At 40.6% G+C, this 17267-nt stretch carries 15 protein-coding genes; all 15 read right to left on the minus strand.

What is annotated here, in order from left to right:
* Window positions 1-6: 6 nt before the first annotated feature.
* Window positions 7-1356 carry a type II secretion system F family protein gene (locus AC6JA8_RS17715; protein ID WP_497974991.1) on the minus strand — a complete coding sequence of 450 codons (1350 nt, stop codon included), beginning with the start codon at window positions 1354-1356 and terminating at the stop codon, window positions 7-9.
* Between the two features lie 93 nt (window positions 1357-1449).
* A complete protein-coding gene (gene nagZ, locus AC6JA8_RS17720; protein ID WP_497974992.1) occupies window positions 1450-2532 on the minus strand; it encodes a beta-N-acetylhexosaminidase in 1083 nt (360 codons plus the stop codon).
* A 2-nt stretch (window positions 2533-2534) separates the two neighbouring features.
* Complete coding sequence (locus tag AC6JA8_RS17725; RefSeq protein WP_497974993.1) at window positions 2535-3374, minus strand: ABC transporter permease; 840 nt, start codon at window positions 3372-3374, stop codon at window positions 2535-2537.
* A gap of 8 nt (window positions 3375-3382) precedes the next feature.
* A complete protein-coding gene (locus tag AC6JA8_RS17730; protein WP_497974994.1) occupies window positions 3383-4294 on the minus strand; it encodes an ABC transporter permease in 912 nt (303 codons plus the stop codon).
* Complete coding sequence (locus tag AC6JA8_RS17735) at window positions 4287-5096, minus strand: hypothetical protein (RefSeq protein WP_497974995.1); 810 nt, start codon at window positions 5094-5096, stop codon at window positions 4287-4289. The genes AC6JA8_RS17730 and AC6JA8_RS17735 overlap by 8 nt, the downstream gene beginning before the upstream one ends.
* Window positions 5089-5958, minus strand: a complete 870-nt coding sequence (locus tag AC6JA8_RS17740) for a hypothetical protein (RefSeq protein WP_497974996.1) — start codon at window positions 5956-5958, stop codon at window positions 5089-5091. The genes AC6JA8_RS17735 and AC6JA8_RS17740 overlap by 8 nt, the downstream gene beginning before the upstream one ends.
* 10 nt (window positions 5959-5968) lie before the next feature.
* Entirely contained in the window at window positions 5969-7012 is a 1044-nt protein-coding gene (locus tag AC6JA8_RS17745) for a rod shape-determining protein (RefSeq protein WP_407079779.1), read from the minus strand.
* Between the two features lie 14 nt (window positions 7013-7026).
* A complete protein-coding gene (locus AC6JA8_RS17750) occupies window positions 7027-8058 on the minus strand; it encodes an AMP nucleosidase (RefSeq protein WP_102245147.1) in 1032 nt (343 codons plus the stop codon).
* A 331-nt stretch (window positions 8059-8389) separates the two neighbouring features.
* A complete protein-coding gene (locus tag AC6JA8_RS17755; RefSeq protein ID WP_497974997.1) occupies window positions 8390-10360 on the minus strand; it encodes an ABC transporter substrate-binding protein in 1971 nt (656 codons plus the stop codon).
* 133 nt (window positions 10361-10493) lie between these two features.
* On the minus strand, window positions 10494-11624 hold the full coding sequence (dnaJ, locus tag AC6JA8_RS17760) for a molecular chaperone DnaJ (protein ID WP_102245149.1): 1131 nt from the start codon (window positions 11622-11624) through the stop codon (window positions 10494-10496).
* A gap of 76 nt (window positions 11625-11700) precedes the next feature.
* A complete protein-coding gene (gene dnaK, locus AC6JA8_RS17765) occupies window positions 11701-13623 on the minus strand; it encodes a molecular chaperone DnaK (protein ID WP_497974998.1) in 1923 nt (640 codons plus the stop codon).
* Window positions 13624-13659: 36 nt separating this feature from the next.
* Entirely contained in the window at window positions 13660-14199 is a 540-nt protein-coding gene (locus AC6JA8_RS17770; protein ID WP_102245151.1) for a nucleotide exchange factor GrpE, read from the minus strand.
* A gap of 166 nt (window positions 14200-14365) precedes the next feature.
* Window positions 14366-15061, minus strand: a complete 696-nt coding sequence (locus AC6JA8_RS17775; protein ID WP_497974999.1) for a hypothetical protein — start codon at window positions 15059-15061, stop codon at window positions 14366-14368.
* Window positions 15058-16128, minus strand: a complete 1071-nt coding sequence (locus tag AC6JA8_RS17780; RefSeq protein ID WP_497975000.1) for a DegT/DnrJ/EryC1/StrS family aminotransferase — start codon at window positions 16126-16128, stop codon at window positions 15058-15060. The genes AC6JA8_RS17775 and AC6JA8_RS17780 overlap by 4 nt, the downstream gene beginning before the upstream one ends.
* A 2-nt stretch (window positions 16129-16130) precedes the next feature.
* Complete coding sequence (locus AC6JA8_RS17785) at window positions 16131-17204, minus strand: SGNH/GDSL hydrolase family protein (RefSeq protein ID WP_497975001.1); 1074 nt, start codon at window positions 17202-17204, stop codon at window positions 16131-16133.
* Window positions 17205-17267 lie beyond the last annotated feature (63 nt).

Here is a 17267-nt window from a genome sequence, read left to right on the forward strand (position 1 = left end):
TAAAATTTATCTTCCAGCCAACGCCTCCATGACAATCGGAGCGAATACAATCATCAGAACCGACGGAACAATTAAAAAGAGCATTGGAAAAAGAATTTTTGTCGCCGCGGTTGCCCCGGCCTTTTCTACTTCAGAAGATTTTTTCTGTCTGATCTCAACTGAAAGTGCCTTTAAGATCGGCCCAATTGAAGCCCCGACTGAGTCAGCAGCAATTAAAGTCGCGGCAAATGAAGAGATCTGAATCAAATCAATTCTCCATGCCAGGTTTCTTAAAGCTTCAGCACGGCTTGCCCCGATTTTAATTTCTTTAATAAGAATCTCAAATTCTTCAGTCAAAGGGTTAGCCTTTGCTTTCTCGATAACTTTTGTCATCGCCGCAATAAAATCCAGACCGGCTTCAACTGAAAGGGCCAGCATATCCACGCAAAATGGCATCGCACTAATAATGTCTTTTTGTCTTTGTTGAATCTTTCCTTTAATCCAAAAATCCGGGTAAAAGAAACCAATAAACGCAATGACTGGAATCAAAGTTAAGGGCCACGTCTCTTCCAGGAAAGTTCTCACCACCATAAAAAGAATTGGGAACCCAAGAATCAAGAAGAGCTTAAAAGCAAAAAAATCTTCCGGGGTTAAAACACTGGTTAGACCTGCAGCTGCAAGTTTTCTGCGGTATTTATCTTTAAATGTTTTTCTATTCTTCATTCCAGATACAATCGGACTGAAGTAACGTTTAAAGAAAGGACGAGAGTAACGAAGAACAACACCATGGCGAGCGATATCGTCTAGTTGAGTTTTATTATCATCTAGTTTTTCCTGGGCCTGGAACTGGTCTTCATCCTGGAAAATTGTTTTAGCAACCAAGAAAACAGCAAGTCCAATTAAAGCAAGAGCTGTATAATAAAGAAGAGATGCCCCTTCGTATTCCAGCTTTCCGCTCAATTCTTTACAAGCGATTTTCTCTCCACCACCACAGGCGCGCTGAAGAGCTTCTTTTGCTTTTACCTGGCTGAGTTTTTCCTGATTTTCCGAAATGAGTTTGGCTGTTAATTCCTTAAGTCTTGTCATCTCCTCATCAGAGATTTCATTATCAAAATTTTCGAGCTTAACTTTTTTGCGTTTCTCTTTTAGCTGATTGATTTCTTCGCGTGTTGCGCGCTCATCAATTGGATCGAGACGTTTATTTTGAAGATACCAATGCGCAACTTGATAGCAGTTTGCAAACTGCTCTTTTTCACACGACTCATTATAAAGCTCAAATTTTTGATCTTGTGTAAGGTCGCTAAATTCAATCGCCTTCAAGTTGCCTGAACTAAATATGAACAGAAAAATTGAAAGTCCTATCAGGGCCCTGGTCATTCTATCTCCATCATAAGTTAATGATATCAGATAAAACAAAATCCTGAGCGATGCATTGGTGATGTGGAAATATTGTCCGGTAGTAACAGAGCCTTAAGCTCTGTTACTCTTTTCTGCGATTTTCTTTTTTAGGTCTTCAACAAAAAGCTGGTTTTGTTTGCGGCTGAACTTTTTCTCTAAATCTGGAACATAGATTGGCTTATATTCAGTAAAGTAAGCTTTTTTAGCTTCACTGATTCTCGTTAAACGATCAGCGAAGTCTGCCGCTTTAATCGTTTTGTCTTTTTGAGCTTTTTTCAGGCCTTCAAGACCTAAAACCGCTTCCGACATGTCTCTATACTCGACTAAATCGCTTCCTGCTCTGATGGCCATCATCGCCGCTTCACCTGTTCCACGGTGAGCAGTGATCGCTCCCATCTGCATATCATCTGAAAGGATCAATCCTTTATACTTCAGTTCATTTCTTAAAAGCGCGTGAGCTTTTGGAGAAAGTGAACATGGAAGATCAGGGTCAATATCTTCAACAATAATGTGTGCCATCATGATCATATCAACACGCGCTTTTACGGCCTTGATAAATGGCTGAAGTTCTTCGTTTCTAATTTCTTCTAAAGGCTTTTTAACAATTGGAAGATCATAGTGAGAATCTTTTAATGTATTGCCATGTCCCGGGAAGTGTTTCGCACAAGACATTAAATGATTAGTTTCAAATCCACGGATCATTGAAGAAATAAATTTCGATACAGTTTCATGATCTGTCCCGAAAGCTCTATCCCAGATAACTTTGTTTTGGTCGTTATTCCAAATATCACAAACTGGTGCCAGGTTCAGGTTGATACCACAGGCAAGCAGCTCTTCGGCCATGATTGTTGCCACTTCAAAAACAAGTTTTGGCGAATCGAGTTTAGCAATTTCCAGCATTGGAGGAAACTGAGTGAAGTGAGTTTTAAATCTCACTACTCTTCCACCTTCGTGATCGGTACAGATAAAAAGAGGATACTCTTTTCTTAAAACCTGAATGCTGTTAACCAATTCAGCAAGCTGAGCAGGCGATTCATAGTTCTTAGAAAAAAGAATAACTCCACCGATATCTTCTTTTTCGATGAATTTTTTTTCTTCATCCGTCAGTGTTAAACCGCTTAATCCGGTAAAAACAAGTTGCCCAAGTTGATTCATAATTAACCTTTATTTGGATCGAGATAATCGCGAAGACCATCACCGAATAAATTTAAACCAATAATTAAACCTGCCATCGTCACTGATAAAATCATGGCGATGTGAGGTGCTTCTAATAAAACAGTTTTTGCAGCAGAAAGCATTGCTCCCCACGAGTAAGGGCTTCCCCCAAGACCTAAGAATCCAAGTGAAGCTTCACTGATGATAACACCACTGATTCCCAGAACCATGTTAACGATCATCACCGGTAAAATGGCCGGAATAATAATCGTAAAAAACATTCTCACTTCACCAATTCCGATCGCGCGTGCTCCTTCAACATAGGTCAGAGATAAAACTCTCTTAGCCTCACCGCGGGCAATCTTGGCATAACCAGGCCACCCGGTAATGATCATGGCAAAGATCAGACCTTTCATTGATTGACCTGTGACGGCCATAATCATAATTGCAATCAGGATGCTCGGAAAAATAAAAACTAAGTTGATCGCCAGGTCAAACCCAAGCTTAAACCAGCTCGGCGCTTTCACGGCCATATACCCCATCAGGATTCCAATTGAAGCCGTGATGATTGTCACTAACATTGAAAGAGTCAGCGAGTATGTTAATCCAGCAGAAAGAACTTCAAGCAGTGAGCGGCCCAGTAAGTCTGCCCCTAAAACAAGTCCTTTAGTCATAGGCATTGCCAGCTCTTGTTTCATATCGAGCTCTGGCGTGTAAGGCTTTAGGAAAGTTCCTTTAATTGTGTATTTATAAACAAACCACGATAAGGCCCAAATAATATAGAGAGAGAGAACTCCAAGTCCCCACTTCATTTCTTTAGTAAATTTTCTTTGTAGACTCATGGACTCTCCTAACTCTGGGTTCTTGGATCCAGCTTCTCGTTAACGAAATCGATAACGAAGTAGATCACCATGTAGGTTAAAGTTGAGTATACAATCACGGCCTGGACGATTGGGTAATCGCGGTTTTGAATTCCATCAAAAAGAAGTGATCCCATTCCTGGAATATCAAAAATAGTTTCAGTGATCATTGTTCCGGCGATAACAACTGAAAGCTGAATTGAAACAACGTTCAGGATCGTCGGAAGACAAACCTTTAAAACGCGAAGAAGGATGGCGACTTCGTTGAGACCTTTTGATCTCGTCACCATAACCCATTGAGAGTGAACTTCTTCCAGGTATTTATTTCTCGTCACGCGCATAACAACTGCACTCAGAGGAATAACTAAAGTCACGATTGGCAGAAACATATGTTTAAGTGTTCCCCATTCTGAAACAGGAAACCAGTTAAACTTAATTGAGAATAAAAGAACCATTAAAGGTGCTAGAGAGAAAATTGGAAACGAGAGAGCAAATAAAGAGATCAAACGAGAGAACTTATCAAAGCTTCTGTTCTTTTTATAGCCAGCAAGAATCCCCAGAAAAATCCCAACGATTGCGGCCAAAGTGACTGAAATAGAGGCCAGCGTAATTGTTGGCTTCATTCTTTCCTTCAAAAGCTCTTTTACATCTTTGTTTCCAAAGATTGTTTTTCCCATGTCTCCTTTAGTAAGGCCTTTTAAGTAGGCCTTGTACTGAGCAGACATCGGCAGGTCCAGACCAAGCTGGCTTTTTAATTTCATGATTTCTTCTTGAGTCGCTTTTTGACCAAGGACCGTCTCAACAGGATCTCCCGGAGACATACGGATGACAAAAAAGATTGTCGTCAGCGCAACGAAGATAGTCAGCGCTGCGTACAGAATTTTTTCAATGAATCTACTCAAAACTTCCCCCGTCCTCTGCTGAAGTTTCTTTGGCGACCGATTTGCTCACCATCGAGATCCCCTGGCTAACCCAAAACATTTTAATCATGACGTCCTTATCATTTAAAATGTAGAAAATTGATTGCCCGGCAACTCTTAAATTAAATCTTCTCTCAGATTCTTTGGTTTTGCCATCATATTCAAGTACAGCTTCAGAAAAAAGCTCACTTGGAAAATCACTGAAGGTTTCGTTGAGATAGGGGTAACCTTCCCAGATCACCAGCATCTTTGTGCTACCAGATTTTTTATCAGAAGCTTTGGAAATAAAACCTGAAACCTTAGCACACTCGATGACCTGTGAAAAAAAGCACGGAAGCATCTTTGTAGTCGGAAACTTGACTTGTTTTGTTCCATTCCATTGAGATTCAGGGCTGGTCATCTTAAGATCGATGGCCTTTTTTGCGGCGTTAATCTTAAGTTCAGAAGCGTATTTCTTTCCATCAAACCAGACGTTGTATTGGGAAATTTTTGGTCTCAATATGATATTTTTTTTCACTGACCCCAGAGTCGAAATGGCCACGCTTTGCTCAAGGATTTTATCCTTTTGGCGGTTGGGGATCTCCATCACTCGCTTCGTTGAAAAATTCTTGTTATCTTTATCGAGCCCTGCAGAGATACGGACAGAAAACTCCCCGTTTTTATCCGTATAACTAAAAGCTCCGTCTTCTGAAGGAAGTTTAGAAACAGCGCCTTTTTTCCCCATCCCACTACAGGAGATCAATGTCACCAGTAAAATTGGAAGGAGGTAAAAATTCTTATTCATTTTTTATAAACTCTTCAAACTCTTTTTGATAATCCACCAGGTCTACAGTAATACCTGAATGATCTTCAATTTTTCTCTTTAAACTTGGACTGGCCTTAAAAGTGATTCCGATTTTATACATCGGCACACCTGAGAACTGCGAATTGATATAATTGATCTTATAAACGATGCTTGCTTCTTCCAGGTTAAAAACCTGCATTTCAAAATTTAAAACCAAAGAGAACTTTCCGTCACCTAAAGCATCCAGAATATTTTCTTTCTCTTTTGTATTAGCAAAAAAGCTCAATCCTGATGAAGAAAGGTCTTCTACGCGAAAGCCTACCAAGTCTTCACTTTCACCGAGGTGAAGATCAGAAGTCAGCGACTGAATTCTATTTTTCTGGAGGTTATCAATCTCGGAGAAAAAATCGCGGCTCTGTTGCTCTTTTTTATTAAAGAACACTACATTGGTTGCTGGATTCTTGGCGTATTTCAAATAAGCATAGACTTCATATACCGGATAAGTCAGAAGCCTTTCACGACTTCTCTTTTCCACACGGAAGCAATGCTCTTCAAGCTCCACCACCATCTGCAGATTGCCTTCATCTTGTTCAACCACTTTTCCTCTAAGGAAATAGTCGATGTCATTGATGGAGAAATTCAAGCAAATGCGCTCTCCACTTAGCCTTAAATGGATGTTGCAATCGCTGACTGTCAGATAAGTCTTTCTTTGACGGACATCAAACAGGAAAGCTTTCCCTTCGTAATAACGAGGGGCCGTTTTCCAGAAGATCACTCGGCTGGTCTCAGAAACTAAAAGAGCTATCTTGGCAGATAGCTCTTCTTGATTAAGTTTAATGAAGTTAATTTTTGCTCGCGACACTTGTCGCCTCTTAGCTAATTGTTACTTGTCTTAGAAGTTCAAGAGACTCTAGAACTTTTCCACACCCACGAACAACACAAGTTAAAGGATCTTCTGCGATTGAAACCGGAAGACCTGTCTTTTCTTTGATTAGAACGTCAAGGTTAGCTAGAAGTGCACCACCACCAGCAAGGATGATTCCGTTATCAACGATATCAGCAGCAAGTTCAGGTGGAGTTTTTTCAAGTGAAATTTTGATTGCTTCAACAACTTCAGAAACTGGATCTGCAAGAGCATCACGAATTTCATCAGAAGTTACTTCGATAATTTTTGGAGCACCAGCAATCAAGTCGCGTCCTTTTACTTCGTAAGTTTTAACTTCGTCATCAAATGGATAAGCGTTACCGATAGCAAGTTTGATTGCTTCAGCTGTTCTTTCCCCGATTAGAAGAGAGTATTTTTTCTTAATGTATGAAGCGATCGCTTCATCGAATTTATCACCAGCTACACGAACTGATTTAGAGTAAACGATACCTCCTAAAGAGATAACCGCAACTTCAGTCGTACCACCACCGATATCAACGATCATGTTACCTGATGGTTCAGTGATTGGAAGGCCAGCACCGATAGCTGCTGCCATTGGTTCTTCAATGAGATAAACTTCGCGAGCACCAGCTTGTTCAGCAGATTCTTTTACCGCTCTTTTTTCTACTTGTGTGATCCCGAAAGGGATACAGATAACGATTCTTGGCTTAATCAGCTTTGAACCTGTAAGTGATTTTGTAATGAAGTATCTGATCATCGCTTGAGTAACTTCGAAGTCTGCGATAACCCCGTCTTTAACTGGTCTGATAGCTTTGATAGATCCAGGAGTTCTTCCCAACATATCTTTTGCTTCTTTACCAACAGCTAAAACTCTACTTTGGCCTTTTGCACCCTGGTGAACTGCTACTACTGAAGGCTCGTTAACGATAATCCCTCTGTCTTTTGCATAAACCAATGTGTTAGCTGTCCCAAGGTCGATAGCTAAATCATTTGAAAACCAGTCTAAAGCTCTTTTAAACATTTTCCATATTCCTTAATTAGTTTTTACCATTGATAGTGACGGATAGCCTCTCCTCTCTCCGCAATGTCGGCCATAGCTTCAATACCAAGTTCGATGTGAACATCGGTAAATTTTCTAAAGACTGCTTTTGCTGACTGCTTAGTTTTAATTCCACCTTCTTTAAGTGGACAGTCAGAGATGAGTAAAAGGGCTCCAATATTAACTTTACTTACAAAACAAGAAACGAAAAGAGCGGCAGTTTCCATCTCTACGGCCAGCACTCTTTCTTCTAATAAATTTAATTTGAATCTGTCGTCGAATTCCCAGAAACGGTAATCCGTCGAGTGAATTGTTCCTGTTCTGTACTCTAATCCGTGCTCTACCAGAATTTGTGAAACAAACTTCTGAACCTTGAACGTTGGAAGGGCCGGAACTTGTTCAGGTAAAAAGTGCTGAGTTACACCTTCTCCTCTCACTGATGCGATCGGAAGAACGAAATCTCCAACATCAAGAGAAGGGTGAACACCACCAGCTAAACCTAGGAATAAAACTGCTTTGGGTTCTACTACTGCCAGAAGCTCGCCGATTAAAGCGGCCATTGCTGAACCAACACCAAATTCAATGATCGTTACTTTTGCTTTCTTCGATGAAGAAGCCTTAAACGCTGAACCTTGAGTGTAGTGTGCATCTGGAAGAAGAGCATTGAAGCGCTCTACGTAGTAGTGAAAGTTCGTAAGAATAATTTGTTTTTGAAAGTCTTTGATTTCATGGCCAGTGTATCGCTCAAGCATGTCGCGAGCGATTTTCTTTTTGTCTTCATTTCCATGAATTCTTCTGTGGCGAAGCTTTTCTTTAAGATCACTGATCTCGTGAAGAACTTCACGTCTTTGCTGACTGATAGTTGAATCTTCATTCAACGCAGTTTCAATACTTGTATCTAAGGCTGCTGCGATATCTTTTTCAGCTCTCGCCTTAACAGCCTTAACCGTCTTTTTTGTCGATTTAGCAGTTTTTTTGGCCTTTGCAGGCGATTTTTTTTGCACTGCTTTTTTTTGCGTGCTTTTTTTAACAACCATTGTTATTTTCCGAGTCCATTCTAATAAACTAAAATGTTTATAATAAAATTTATCATTTCACTTGGTTGGATACAACAATTAAATACTAGATTTCCCTTGTTGTTTTTAATAGACTATGACATCTGAAAATCAGCTTAATTAACCGACCAAAAAGGAAGAATAAAATGGGAATGGGAAGAAAATCTATCGCGCTAAAAATGAAAAGAAAAACAGCTCAAGCAAAGAAAAAAGCAAGAATCAAAAAGAAAATTGCTGCTGCTAAAAAATAGTTTTTCAGTGCCGATTACTTGATTATCCCAATCAGGTAATCGGCGCAAACTATTGATAAAACTTAATTTACTACGGCTTCAATTCCTTCTCTCTTAATTCTAAAAGTGCTCATATCCTTCATCCAGATATCATCCGCAAGTTTCCACGATCCACTTTCACTTTTTAAGTTTTCCTTTTTAATTAGGGCCAAATCTAAATCTTGTCGCGTCTGATAAGAAGAGTCCGCCTCAATAACGTCAAACAATATTCTTAATGAGTCATAGGCAATAGTTTCTACTATGTTTGGTTGCTTCTTAAATTTTTGGAAAAATTTCTGCGTAAAGGGAGTCTCGGTTCCACTGATCGGCTCATCCATGAAGTACACATTTCCGTAACGGTAGCCTTCGTTCACCATCAACTCAGACCTCCAGCTCGGCACTCCTACGTAGTTTAAGTTGAAAGCATCAAAGTAATTGTAGTTTGGCAGAAGTTGCACCACTTCTCTTGGAAGGGCCGGAACAAATACCCAGTCAAAATCAATTTGCGGCTGAAGATTCTGCACGCGCTTAATACTCTTTTTACTCTCCAGGTGAGCGATGTCGTTAACAATCGCCAGCTCTTCTTCGCGTTCACGATTAAACTTAATTCCCAAAATATTTTTAACCGGGTCGCGGTAATCAGTTTGATTTGGATCAAAAGAAATAAGACCAGTCACGTCTAAATTGTATTTCTTTGATTGTCTCCAGAACTCATTTGCGTAGGCTTCACCGATATCCGTCTTCGGATACATGATCGCCGGACGCTTACCGATTTTTGCGAGCATTCTCTCAGAAAAAAGCGTATTCACTTGCGATTCAATTGAACCCGGGATCTCGATTAAAAGATGGTTCTTTTCTTCTTTTGGCAGAAGAACCTTTGAAAGCGAAATAAAGACTACGCCGTATTTTTTAGCTTCCAGATACTCTTTTGTCGCTTCAGCTGTTGTTAGCCCACCAATAACAGCGGCAACGTTGTTTGTTTCAATTAAGTCCTTAACTGCAAAAGCTCCGTTGGCCGGATTCCCTTTTGTGTCTTTGATTTCTAAACGATATTTTTTGTTTGGGTCCTGTGACATCTCTTCAAGGGCCACATCAATACCCGCCAATGCTCTTTCGCCCAAACCTTTCAGGTCCCCAGAAAGCGGCAGGGCCACCCCAATATAACGAAGATCAATCTTTGCTGTGTTGTTTTGGTTTCTTGCGCCAAGGCTTGCCACCAATCCCATAATCTCTGTGTTTGATCCGTAACGTTTTTCAATCCATTCTGAGAAGTCTTTAACTTTATCCTGGTCTCCTTCACGGAAAGCCGTCTCAGCTTCTTTATAAGCTAAATAGGCCACGCTTAGGTTTTTATCCTGATCAAACTCTTCTAGTAAACGCACGCGCTCGCTGCTTGAAAGCTTTTTAAACTGCTCTTCAACCTGTCCATATCTTGGGTCTGTCGTCAGCTCGCTAATTGATTTTTTATCTTCAAGTGAACGGATAAGGGCCGAAAGACTTTGCTCTTTTTTCCCAAGCTGTTGTGAGAGAAGAGCGTAAAGTTGGTGGAATTTTTTTGCTTCTGTATCCTGAAGATTTTTGTAATTTGCCTGAGAAAGCGTATTGAGCGCTTTTTCATTTTGATTCATCTTATAGTAAGCACTTCCCAGGTTGAGATAAATTTGTGCATCTAAGGCCGGGTCATCTTTTGCCAAAGCACTTGCTTCTTCAAAACTTTTAGCGGCAGCTTCATATCTTTTTTGAGAGAAATTAATAACACCTGTTAAGTTTCTCTTCGTTGCCTTCTCAGCATTTGAAAGTTTTTCTTCTTTAATGGCCGCTACATCTTTAAGCGCAAGGTCGTTTTTCCCCTGGCGCACTTTTTCTTTAGCTGCATTGATTTTTTGCAGGAAATCCTGGTGGTATAATTTAGAAGTATCAACATTGTCTGCCACTTTTCTTTCTGGCGTGATCATACTCACCCCTGAACATGAAGTAACAAAAAGAAAGGCCATCAAAACAAAAACACTTTTCACAATACAATCCTGGAAAATCTATTATTTGATTGGATTATTCTAACAAGCGTTGGAGTTTTATAAAAGGAAGTTGTGTTATAAATTGACTGACTAAAAAAGCCGGGCATTGCCCGGCTCATCATTTGCGAAGTTATTATTGAAATAAGTCTTTTACTTTATCAAAAAACCCACGGCTCATCGGATTAGAATTCTCTTCAACTTCTGCTAAGCGCTGGAATAAATCCTTTTGTTCGCTTGAGAGTTTAGTTGGAGTTTCAACTTGAACAGTTACGATCTGGTCACCCACTCCGTATCCGCCTAGTCTCTGGATTCCTTTTCCTTTAAGACGCATTTTTACACCCGACTGAGTTCCTGCAGGGATCTTCAATTGAACTTTCCCTGATAATGTCGGCACTTCCATTTCCGCACCTAGTGCAGCTTTAGAGAAGCTGATAGGCACCGTACAGTGGACGTCGAATTCATCGCGCTCGAAAATTTCGTGCTGACGAATATTGATCACAACGTACAAGTCTCCGTTTGGTCCACCGTTAGATCCTGCATCACCTTCACCTGAAAGTTTTAGACGCTGACCTTGATCGATTCCCGCCGGGATTTTCACTTGTAGATCGACTTTCTTTTTCTTCTTACCTTGACCGTGACAAGTACCACATGGGTCTTTAATCATCTGGCCAGAGCCATTACATTTTGGACATGTTGATGAAACAGTGAAGAAGCCTTGTTGACGGCGAACTTCTCCGTGACCATTACAGTAATCACATGTTGTAGGAGATGATCCGGCCTTTGCTCCCGTTCCGCTACAAGTGTCACACTTCACATTTTTAGTTAGTGAAATGGTCTTCTCTGTACCAAAAGCAGCTTCGCTAAAGTCGATATCAATTCCCATTTGCAGATCGTCGCCAGGTCGTCCTGTAGATCTTCTGCCTCCGCGGCCTCTGCCACGTCCACCAAGCATATCTCCAAAGATGTCGCCGAAAATATCGCCGAAATCTCCAAAGTCTCCTTGCTGGAATCCGCCGCCGCCAAATCCGCCTTGCCCGTTCATACCGGCATGACCGAATTGATCATAGCGCGCTTTTTTATCATCATCTAAAAGAACTTCTGCAGCTTCTGAAGCCTCTTTGAACTTTGCTTCAGCTTCCTTGTTGTCCGGATTTTTATCAGGGTGATACTGCATGGCCATCTTACGATAGGCCTTTTTGATTTCATCCTTACTAGAGTTCTTCTGGACCCCAAGAACCTCGTAATAATCGCGTTTATTGCTCATATGATCCTTTACGAAAAAGGTCTCTCCGCTAGGAGAGACCTTCTATTCTTAGTAAAATTATTTAACTGAACTCAGATTAAACTTCTTTATAGTCTGCGTCTACTACATCGTCGTCATTCTTTTTTGCACCAGCGTCCGCACCAGCTCCAGCACCAGGGTTACCTTGTGCTCCAGCTTCTGCTCCAGGAGCTCCACCAGCTTGGTACATTTCTGTAGCAACTTTATGAGACACGTTTTGTAGTCTTTCTACTGCTGCTTTTAGCTCATCAAGAGACTCAGAAGTTAACTTCGTTTTAGCTTCTGTTACAGCTCCTTCAAGCTCTGATTTAGATTGAGCAGAAATTTTTCCTTCTCCATCTTTAATCATTTTTTCAGTCGCGAAGATTAAACCATCAAGGTTGTTTCTTGCGTCTACAACATGACGTCTTTCCTGGTCAGCTGCACGGTTAACTTCCGCATCTTTTACCATTCTCTGGATTTCTTCTTCTGTTAAACCAGATCCAGAAGTGATTCTGATTTCTTGAGATTTACCAGTCGCTTTATCCTGAGCCGAAACGTGAACGATACCGTTGGCGTCGATGTCAAACGTTACTTCAATTTGTGGAATTCCACGTGGAGCTGGAGAAATTCCAGTTAAATCGAATCTACCAAGAGTTTTGTTATCTTTAGCAAATTCTCTTTCCCCTTGAAGTACGTGAATCGATACAGCTGGTTGGTTATCCTGAGCTGTAGAGAACACCTGAGACTTCTTAGTCGGGATCGTTGTATTTTTCTCGATGATTCTTGTTGAAACACCACCAAGAGTTTCGATACCAAGTGATAAAGGAGTTACGTCTAGAAGAAGAACGTCTTTAACGTCACCAGCTAGTACCCCACCTTGGATCGCAGCACCTGCAGCTACAACTTCATCCGGGTTTACACCTTTAGAAGGCTCTTTTCCGAAGATGTCTTTTACTTTAGCTTGTACGATTGGAGTACGAGTCGCACCACCAACTAGAACAACTTCATGGATTTCATTAAGTGAAAGTCCAGAGTCTTTGATACATGTGTTACATGGCTCAACTAGTTTTTGTACAAGGTCAGCAATTAGCTGTTCAAACTTAGCTCGTGTAATCGCAACGTTTAAGTGCTTCGGTCCAGTTGCATCAGCAGTGATGAACGGAAGGTTAACGTCTGTCTGGTTAACGTTTGAAAGCTCGTGCTTAGCTTTTTCTGCAGCTTCTTTTAATCTTTGAAGCGCCATAGTGTCGTTTCTTAAATCAACACCGTTTTCTTTCTTAAATTCTTCCGCAAGAAAGTTGATGATTCTGTAGTCGAAGTCTTCTCCACCAAGGAATGTATCCCCGTTAGTTGCTTTTACTTCGAATACACCATCAGATGTAATTTCAAGGATAGAAATATCGAATGTACCACCACCAAGGTCGAATACAGCGATGTTTTTATCTTTCTTAGAGTCCATACCGTAAGCTAGTGCTGCAGCCGTTGGCTCGTTGATGATACGTTTTACATCAAGACCAGCGATACGACCTGCATCTTTAGTTGCCTGTCTTTGAGCATCGTTGAAGTAAGCTGGAACTGTAATAACAGCTTCAGTTACTGGTTGCCCTAGGTAGTCTTCAGCTGCTTTCTTAAGTTTTTCAAGAATTTTTGCTGATACTTCTTGAGGTGACATTTCTTTTCCGTCAACCTTTACCCAAGCATCTCCATTTTTGTTAGCTAGGATTTCGAAAGGTGCTACTTCCATGAATTTTTTAACTTCTGGAGCGTCGGCCTTTCTACCAATTAGTCTTTTAATACCAAAAAGTGTTTTCTTTGGGTTTGTTACAGATTGTCTTTTTGCAACCTGACCAACAAGGACTTCACCGTTGTTAGCGAAACCAACGATTGAAGGAGTTGTGTTGTGTCCTTCAGCGTTTGCGATAACTTTGTATGTTCCGTTTTCAAGCACGGCCACACATGAGTTTGTTGTCCCTAAGTCGATACCAATAATTTTTCCCATAAATGTCTCCTTATATTTTTAATTTCTAAATCTAAATTACGCGTTATTTGCAACTACTACTTTTGCGGCCCTTAAGAGCCTTCCATTTAACACATATCCTTTTTGATACTCAGTGATGACTTCCTGGTCTTCTTTCCCTGGAGCTGGAGCCTGAGCTACCGCTTCGTGGAAATTAGGGTCAAAGACTTTTCCCATAGACTCAACCTGAGTTAGTCCGTTTTGTTTTAATACATCTAAAAATTGCGTGCGGATCATTTCAATCCCTTTCACAATATTTTGAACTTTATCATCGTTATCATTTTTAAGTGCTGCCACTGTTAAATCGAAGTTATCCACAACGTTAATCAGGTTAGAAAGAATTTTCTCGCTTCCGTATTTCAGAAGGTTTTCTTTCTCACGCTCAAATCTCTTTCTCGTGTTTTCAAATTCAGCTGCCAGATAATAGTACTTCGCCTTGAAATCTTCGCCCGCTTTCGCGTTAGCAGCTCCAATGCTTTCTACATTTTCTGTCGTGGCTTCATTTCCATCAGCGTTTAAAATCTCTTCGCTGTTTGTGTCGTTCGTGTTTTCCGTCATTTCATTTCCTCGATTCAAAATCTTATATTTTAAAGGTGGTATCACCCGGGTGAGTGTCAATGTTATGAACGAAAAATACTTTGGATTTGGCCTAAAATAGCCTGATTATAGGCACTTAAAAGTGCCCTCTTTTCAAGGATTTAGAGGAGCGATGCGTAGGCCAGGGTTATAGGAACTTAATATTGAGCCCGTTTCCAATGTCTCGCTGGTCTTTAAATTCGACTCCATCAAAGACAAACCACATGAAAACGGAATCGGTATATGTAATCACATGCGGGTGTCTTGAACCATCAAATTGCATATGGAAAATAGAGCCATCCATCGGCATGTTGAGTTTCATATAAGAGAGATCTAAATCACGGATGCGCTTATAATCGACGTAGTAACGAGTAGGCCACTGAGTTTCATTGACATAAATATCAAAACTAGGTGCTCGCTCTCCCAAATAAAGTGGGATTCCAAAAGTTAAAACATTACAACGGTCTCCATTCATTTTCGGATGAAGATGGCGAATCCCCATTTCTGCACCGGTAATATCTGTCGCAAAAGTAACAAAAGTTGCCTTTGCACTTGAGGCCACTTCAGTAACATAGGCCAGGACATAATCCATGGCCTTTCTGATTTCAGGATAATTTGGACAGTTTTCAAACACGACATCGAAGTCAGCGACTTGCCCAGTATATTCAGTCAGCGGAGTCTTCACTTCAAGAATATTAGGTTGTTCATTGTCATCAAGCTTTTGCTCGCGGGCCTCTACATTTCTTTTTAAGAATTCAGCTCTCGGTTTAAAAGCACTGAAGGCCTCTCTAATAAAAGGTGTCGCTTGTTTTTTCCATTCTAAATCATATGTTGGTACTTTCATGCAATGATCCTGCTTAATGAAGAAAGGTGAGCTTTAATGTGTTCAATCTCTTCTGTCTTTAAATCCGATCGACTGGTGATGTGCAGAGCTTTTGAGAAATAATCCTCAGCACTCTCGCGTGCTCCTTCTATCATCTTGGCGTCTTTAAAGGCGTTGTACATGTATAATGGTTTATGATTCAGGTAACACTGAATCCCGTTATTGTTGAAATACTCTTTTGCGGCTTCTCTTTGAGCGTTGGTTGCAAAACGCATGAAGTAAGTCAGACACACTCCATTTAAATCACTTTTGATCTGATTAAAGGCCGCGAGTTTATCAAACTCTAATGAAAGAGCTTTTCTCTTTTCTGTGTCTTCATTGAACTTTTCTAACTGCAGTGAAACTAACGCCGCCCCAAGAGCGTTAAAAGGGGCCTTCGTGGTAATTTCATTAATCTCATAATCGCTGATGCCGTAAGTACCAGTGAGATTTGTTATTCCACAGTATCTTTTTTCTTTATAAAACTCTGTGTTGTTTGTCGTAAAAACAATTCCACCTTCACCAGCAGTTAGCGGTTTTCCATAGGAGAAACTAATGACTGAATCATAGGGAGCATCGTAGATCAAATCTTTGCCATCATTAAACTTTCCACCGAAAGCTGAAGCGGCGTCATCAATAATGGCAAGATGAGAAAACTCACGCAAATCAGACACACGGCTATTCATGTGTGCATTCATGACAATATAATTGTCCGGGATATTCTTTAGAACTGACTTATCAATATTTCCATACTGGTCAACAGGGGCAAGGACATAGTCGTGCCCGGCCTCAAGGATAGCGCCAATCACTCCGAAAAAAATCACAACTGGAACAACCACTGTTGTGGGTTTGTATTTTGTCAGAGCAATTTTTAATCCACTCGTGCAGTGATTAACGGCCACGGCTTGTTTTCCATTTTTCGAAAACTTTTCTTCCAGCTTCATCACGTGACGGCTTTTTACGCCACCGAGCATATCTGCTTCATTAAAATATTTATGAAGATGAGACAGGTTCGTTTTTAAATGTGGTACTGAATAAATATTAATCATAATTAAAACTGCAGGTCTTTTTTAATAAACCAGTCTGCCAAGTAAAGGCCGATGCGTTTATACCCCAATTTGTTGTATTGGATGGCATCTCCTAAGAAGATCAGCTTCTCGTCTGATTTCTCCACTTCTTCGCGCGTATGGTGTAATTCACCAAGCCAGTTGACCTTTCCCCAGAAAAGATTTTTCTCTTCTACTGTCGGTGCCGGGTCTAGTGAAGCGGATGTATCAACGAAGTACATTCTTTCTTTAGGAGCATCAAAAGCTTTGTACTCCTGATTTGGAATCGTCACACCTCTGTGTCTTAAAAACACCACCGGGATGTTGTTTTCTTTTGCCCACTCTCTTAAAAGTGTCATAGATTCTTTCCACCCGTCAATGGCGTCACTGTAACTGACTTTTGTCATTTTATTCAGCGAGAATTTGCACAGGGCCAAAGGTTCAAGAATGGTGTTCACGCATTTTCTAATCACTTGTCTTTCAAACCAATTAAGATTTTTAAGCTCAACTCTCTTTCCGTCTTGCTTCACCATGTCTCTGCCGAGGTAGAGTTCAATCCATCCGAAATCCCAGAGGATAAGATCTGGTTTTAAAGAAAGAGCATCTTTTTTCAAACGAGAGTAACCCATAATGCTAGTCGCCCCCTGCTTTCCTCCATTCCATATTTCAATGTTTTTTTTCCCTTTGAAATGTTGGTTAAGAGAATGTTCAAGAACGCTGGCATAGGTTTCATCGTCATTAACAGCGTGACCAAAGGCCGGATAAGAACCAAGTAAAACGATGCGGAAAGTGTCTGCTTTTTTTTCAATGGGAATATTTTTACTTCCACGAAATCCCAGCTCATTGCTGGTCACTGTAAATGTTTCATTTTGTTTTTGATCATTTAGGCGCAGAAAATTTTCAACTGTTGCATTGAGGTTTTTTGGGAGAGAAACGTAGCGGTGAATAAAATCCAGGCGGCTTTGATTGTGAAAGTCTTTATTGACGAAAACATCAAACGGCGGCTCAAAGAAATGATCGCGAGCATCTCTTCCTCTTACCCAAAGGCGATTGATTTTATCCTGCAAAAAACTCTTCATCGCTTGCGACTGAATCCCCTCTCCTTTTTCATTTCCAGGTGCGGATTTGCGAGCGTAATGATC

The sequence above is a fragment of the Bacteriovorax sp. HI3 genome (assembly GCF_059738875.1).

Excerpts from the sequence above, each read along its gene's own strand:
- nagZ (WP_497974992.1), bottom strand. The coding sequence starts at position 2,532 with ATGAATCAACTTGGGCAACTTGTTTTTACCGGATTAAGCGGTTTAACA.
- AC6JA8_RS17780 (WP_497975000.1), bottom strand. The coding sequence starts at position 16,128 with ATGATTAATATTTATTCAGTACCACATTTAAAAACGAACCTGTCTCAT.
- AC6JA8_RS17725 (WP_497974993.1), bottom strand. The coding sequence starts at position 3,374 with ATGAGTCTACAAAGAAAATTTACTAAAGAAATGAAGTGGGGACTTGGA.
- AC6JA8_RS17750 (WP_102245147.1), bottom strand. The coding sequence starts at position 8,058 with ATGGTTGTTAAAAAAAGCACGCAAAAAAAAGCAGTGCAAAAAAAATCG.
- dnaJ (WP_102245149.1), bottom strand. The coding sequence starts at position 11,624 with ATGAGCAATAAACGCGATTATTACGAGGTTCTTGGGGTCCAGAAGAAC.
- AC6JA8_RS17715 (WP_497974991.1), bottom strand. The coding sequence starts at position 1,356 with ATGACCAGGGCCCTGATAGGACTTTCAATTTTTCTGTTCATATTTAGT.
- AC6JA8_RS17775 (WP_497974999.1), bottom strand. The coding sequence starts at position 15,061 with ATGAAAGTACCAACATATGATTTAGAATGGAAAAAACAAGCGACACCT.
- dnaK (WP_497974998.1), bottom strand. The coding sequence starts at position 13,623 with ATGGGAAAAATTATTGGTATCGACTTAGGGACAACAAACTCATGTGTG.
- AC6JA8_RS17770 (WP_102245151.1), bottom strand. The coding sequence starts at position 14,199 with ATGACGGAAAACACGAACGACACAAACAGCGAAGAGATTTTAAACGCT.
- AC6JA8_RS17785 (WP_497975001.1), bottom strand. The coding sequence starts at position 17,204 with ATGAAGAGTTTTTTGCAGGATAAAATCAATCGCCTTTGGGTAAGAGGA.
- AC6JA8_RS17735 (WP_497974995.1), bottom strand. The coding sequence starts at position 5,096 with ATGAATAAGAATTTTTACCTCCTTCCAATTTTACTGGTGACATTGATC.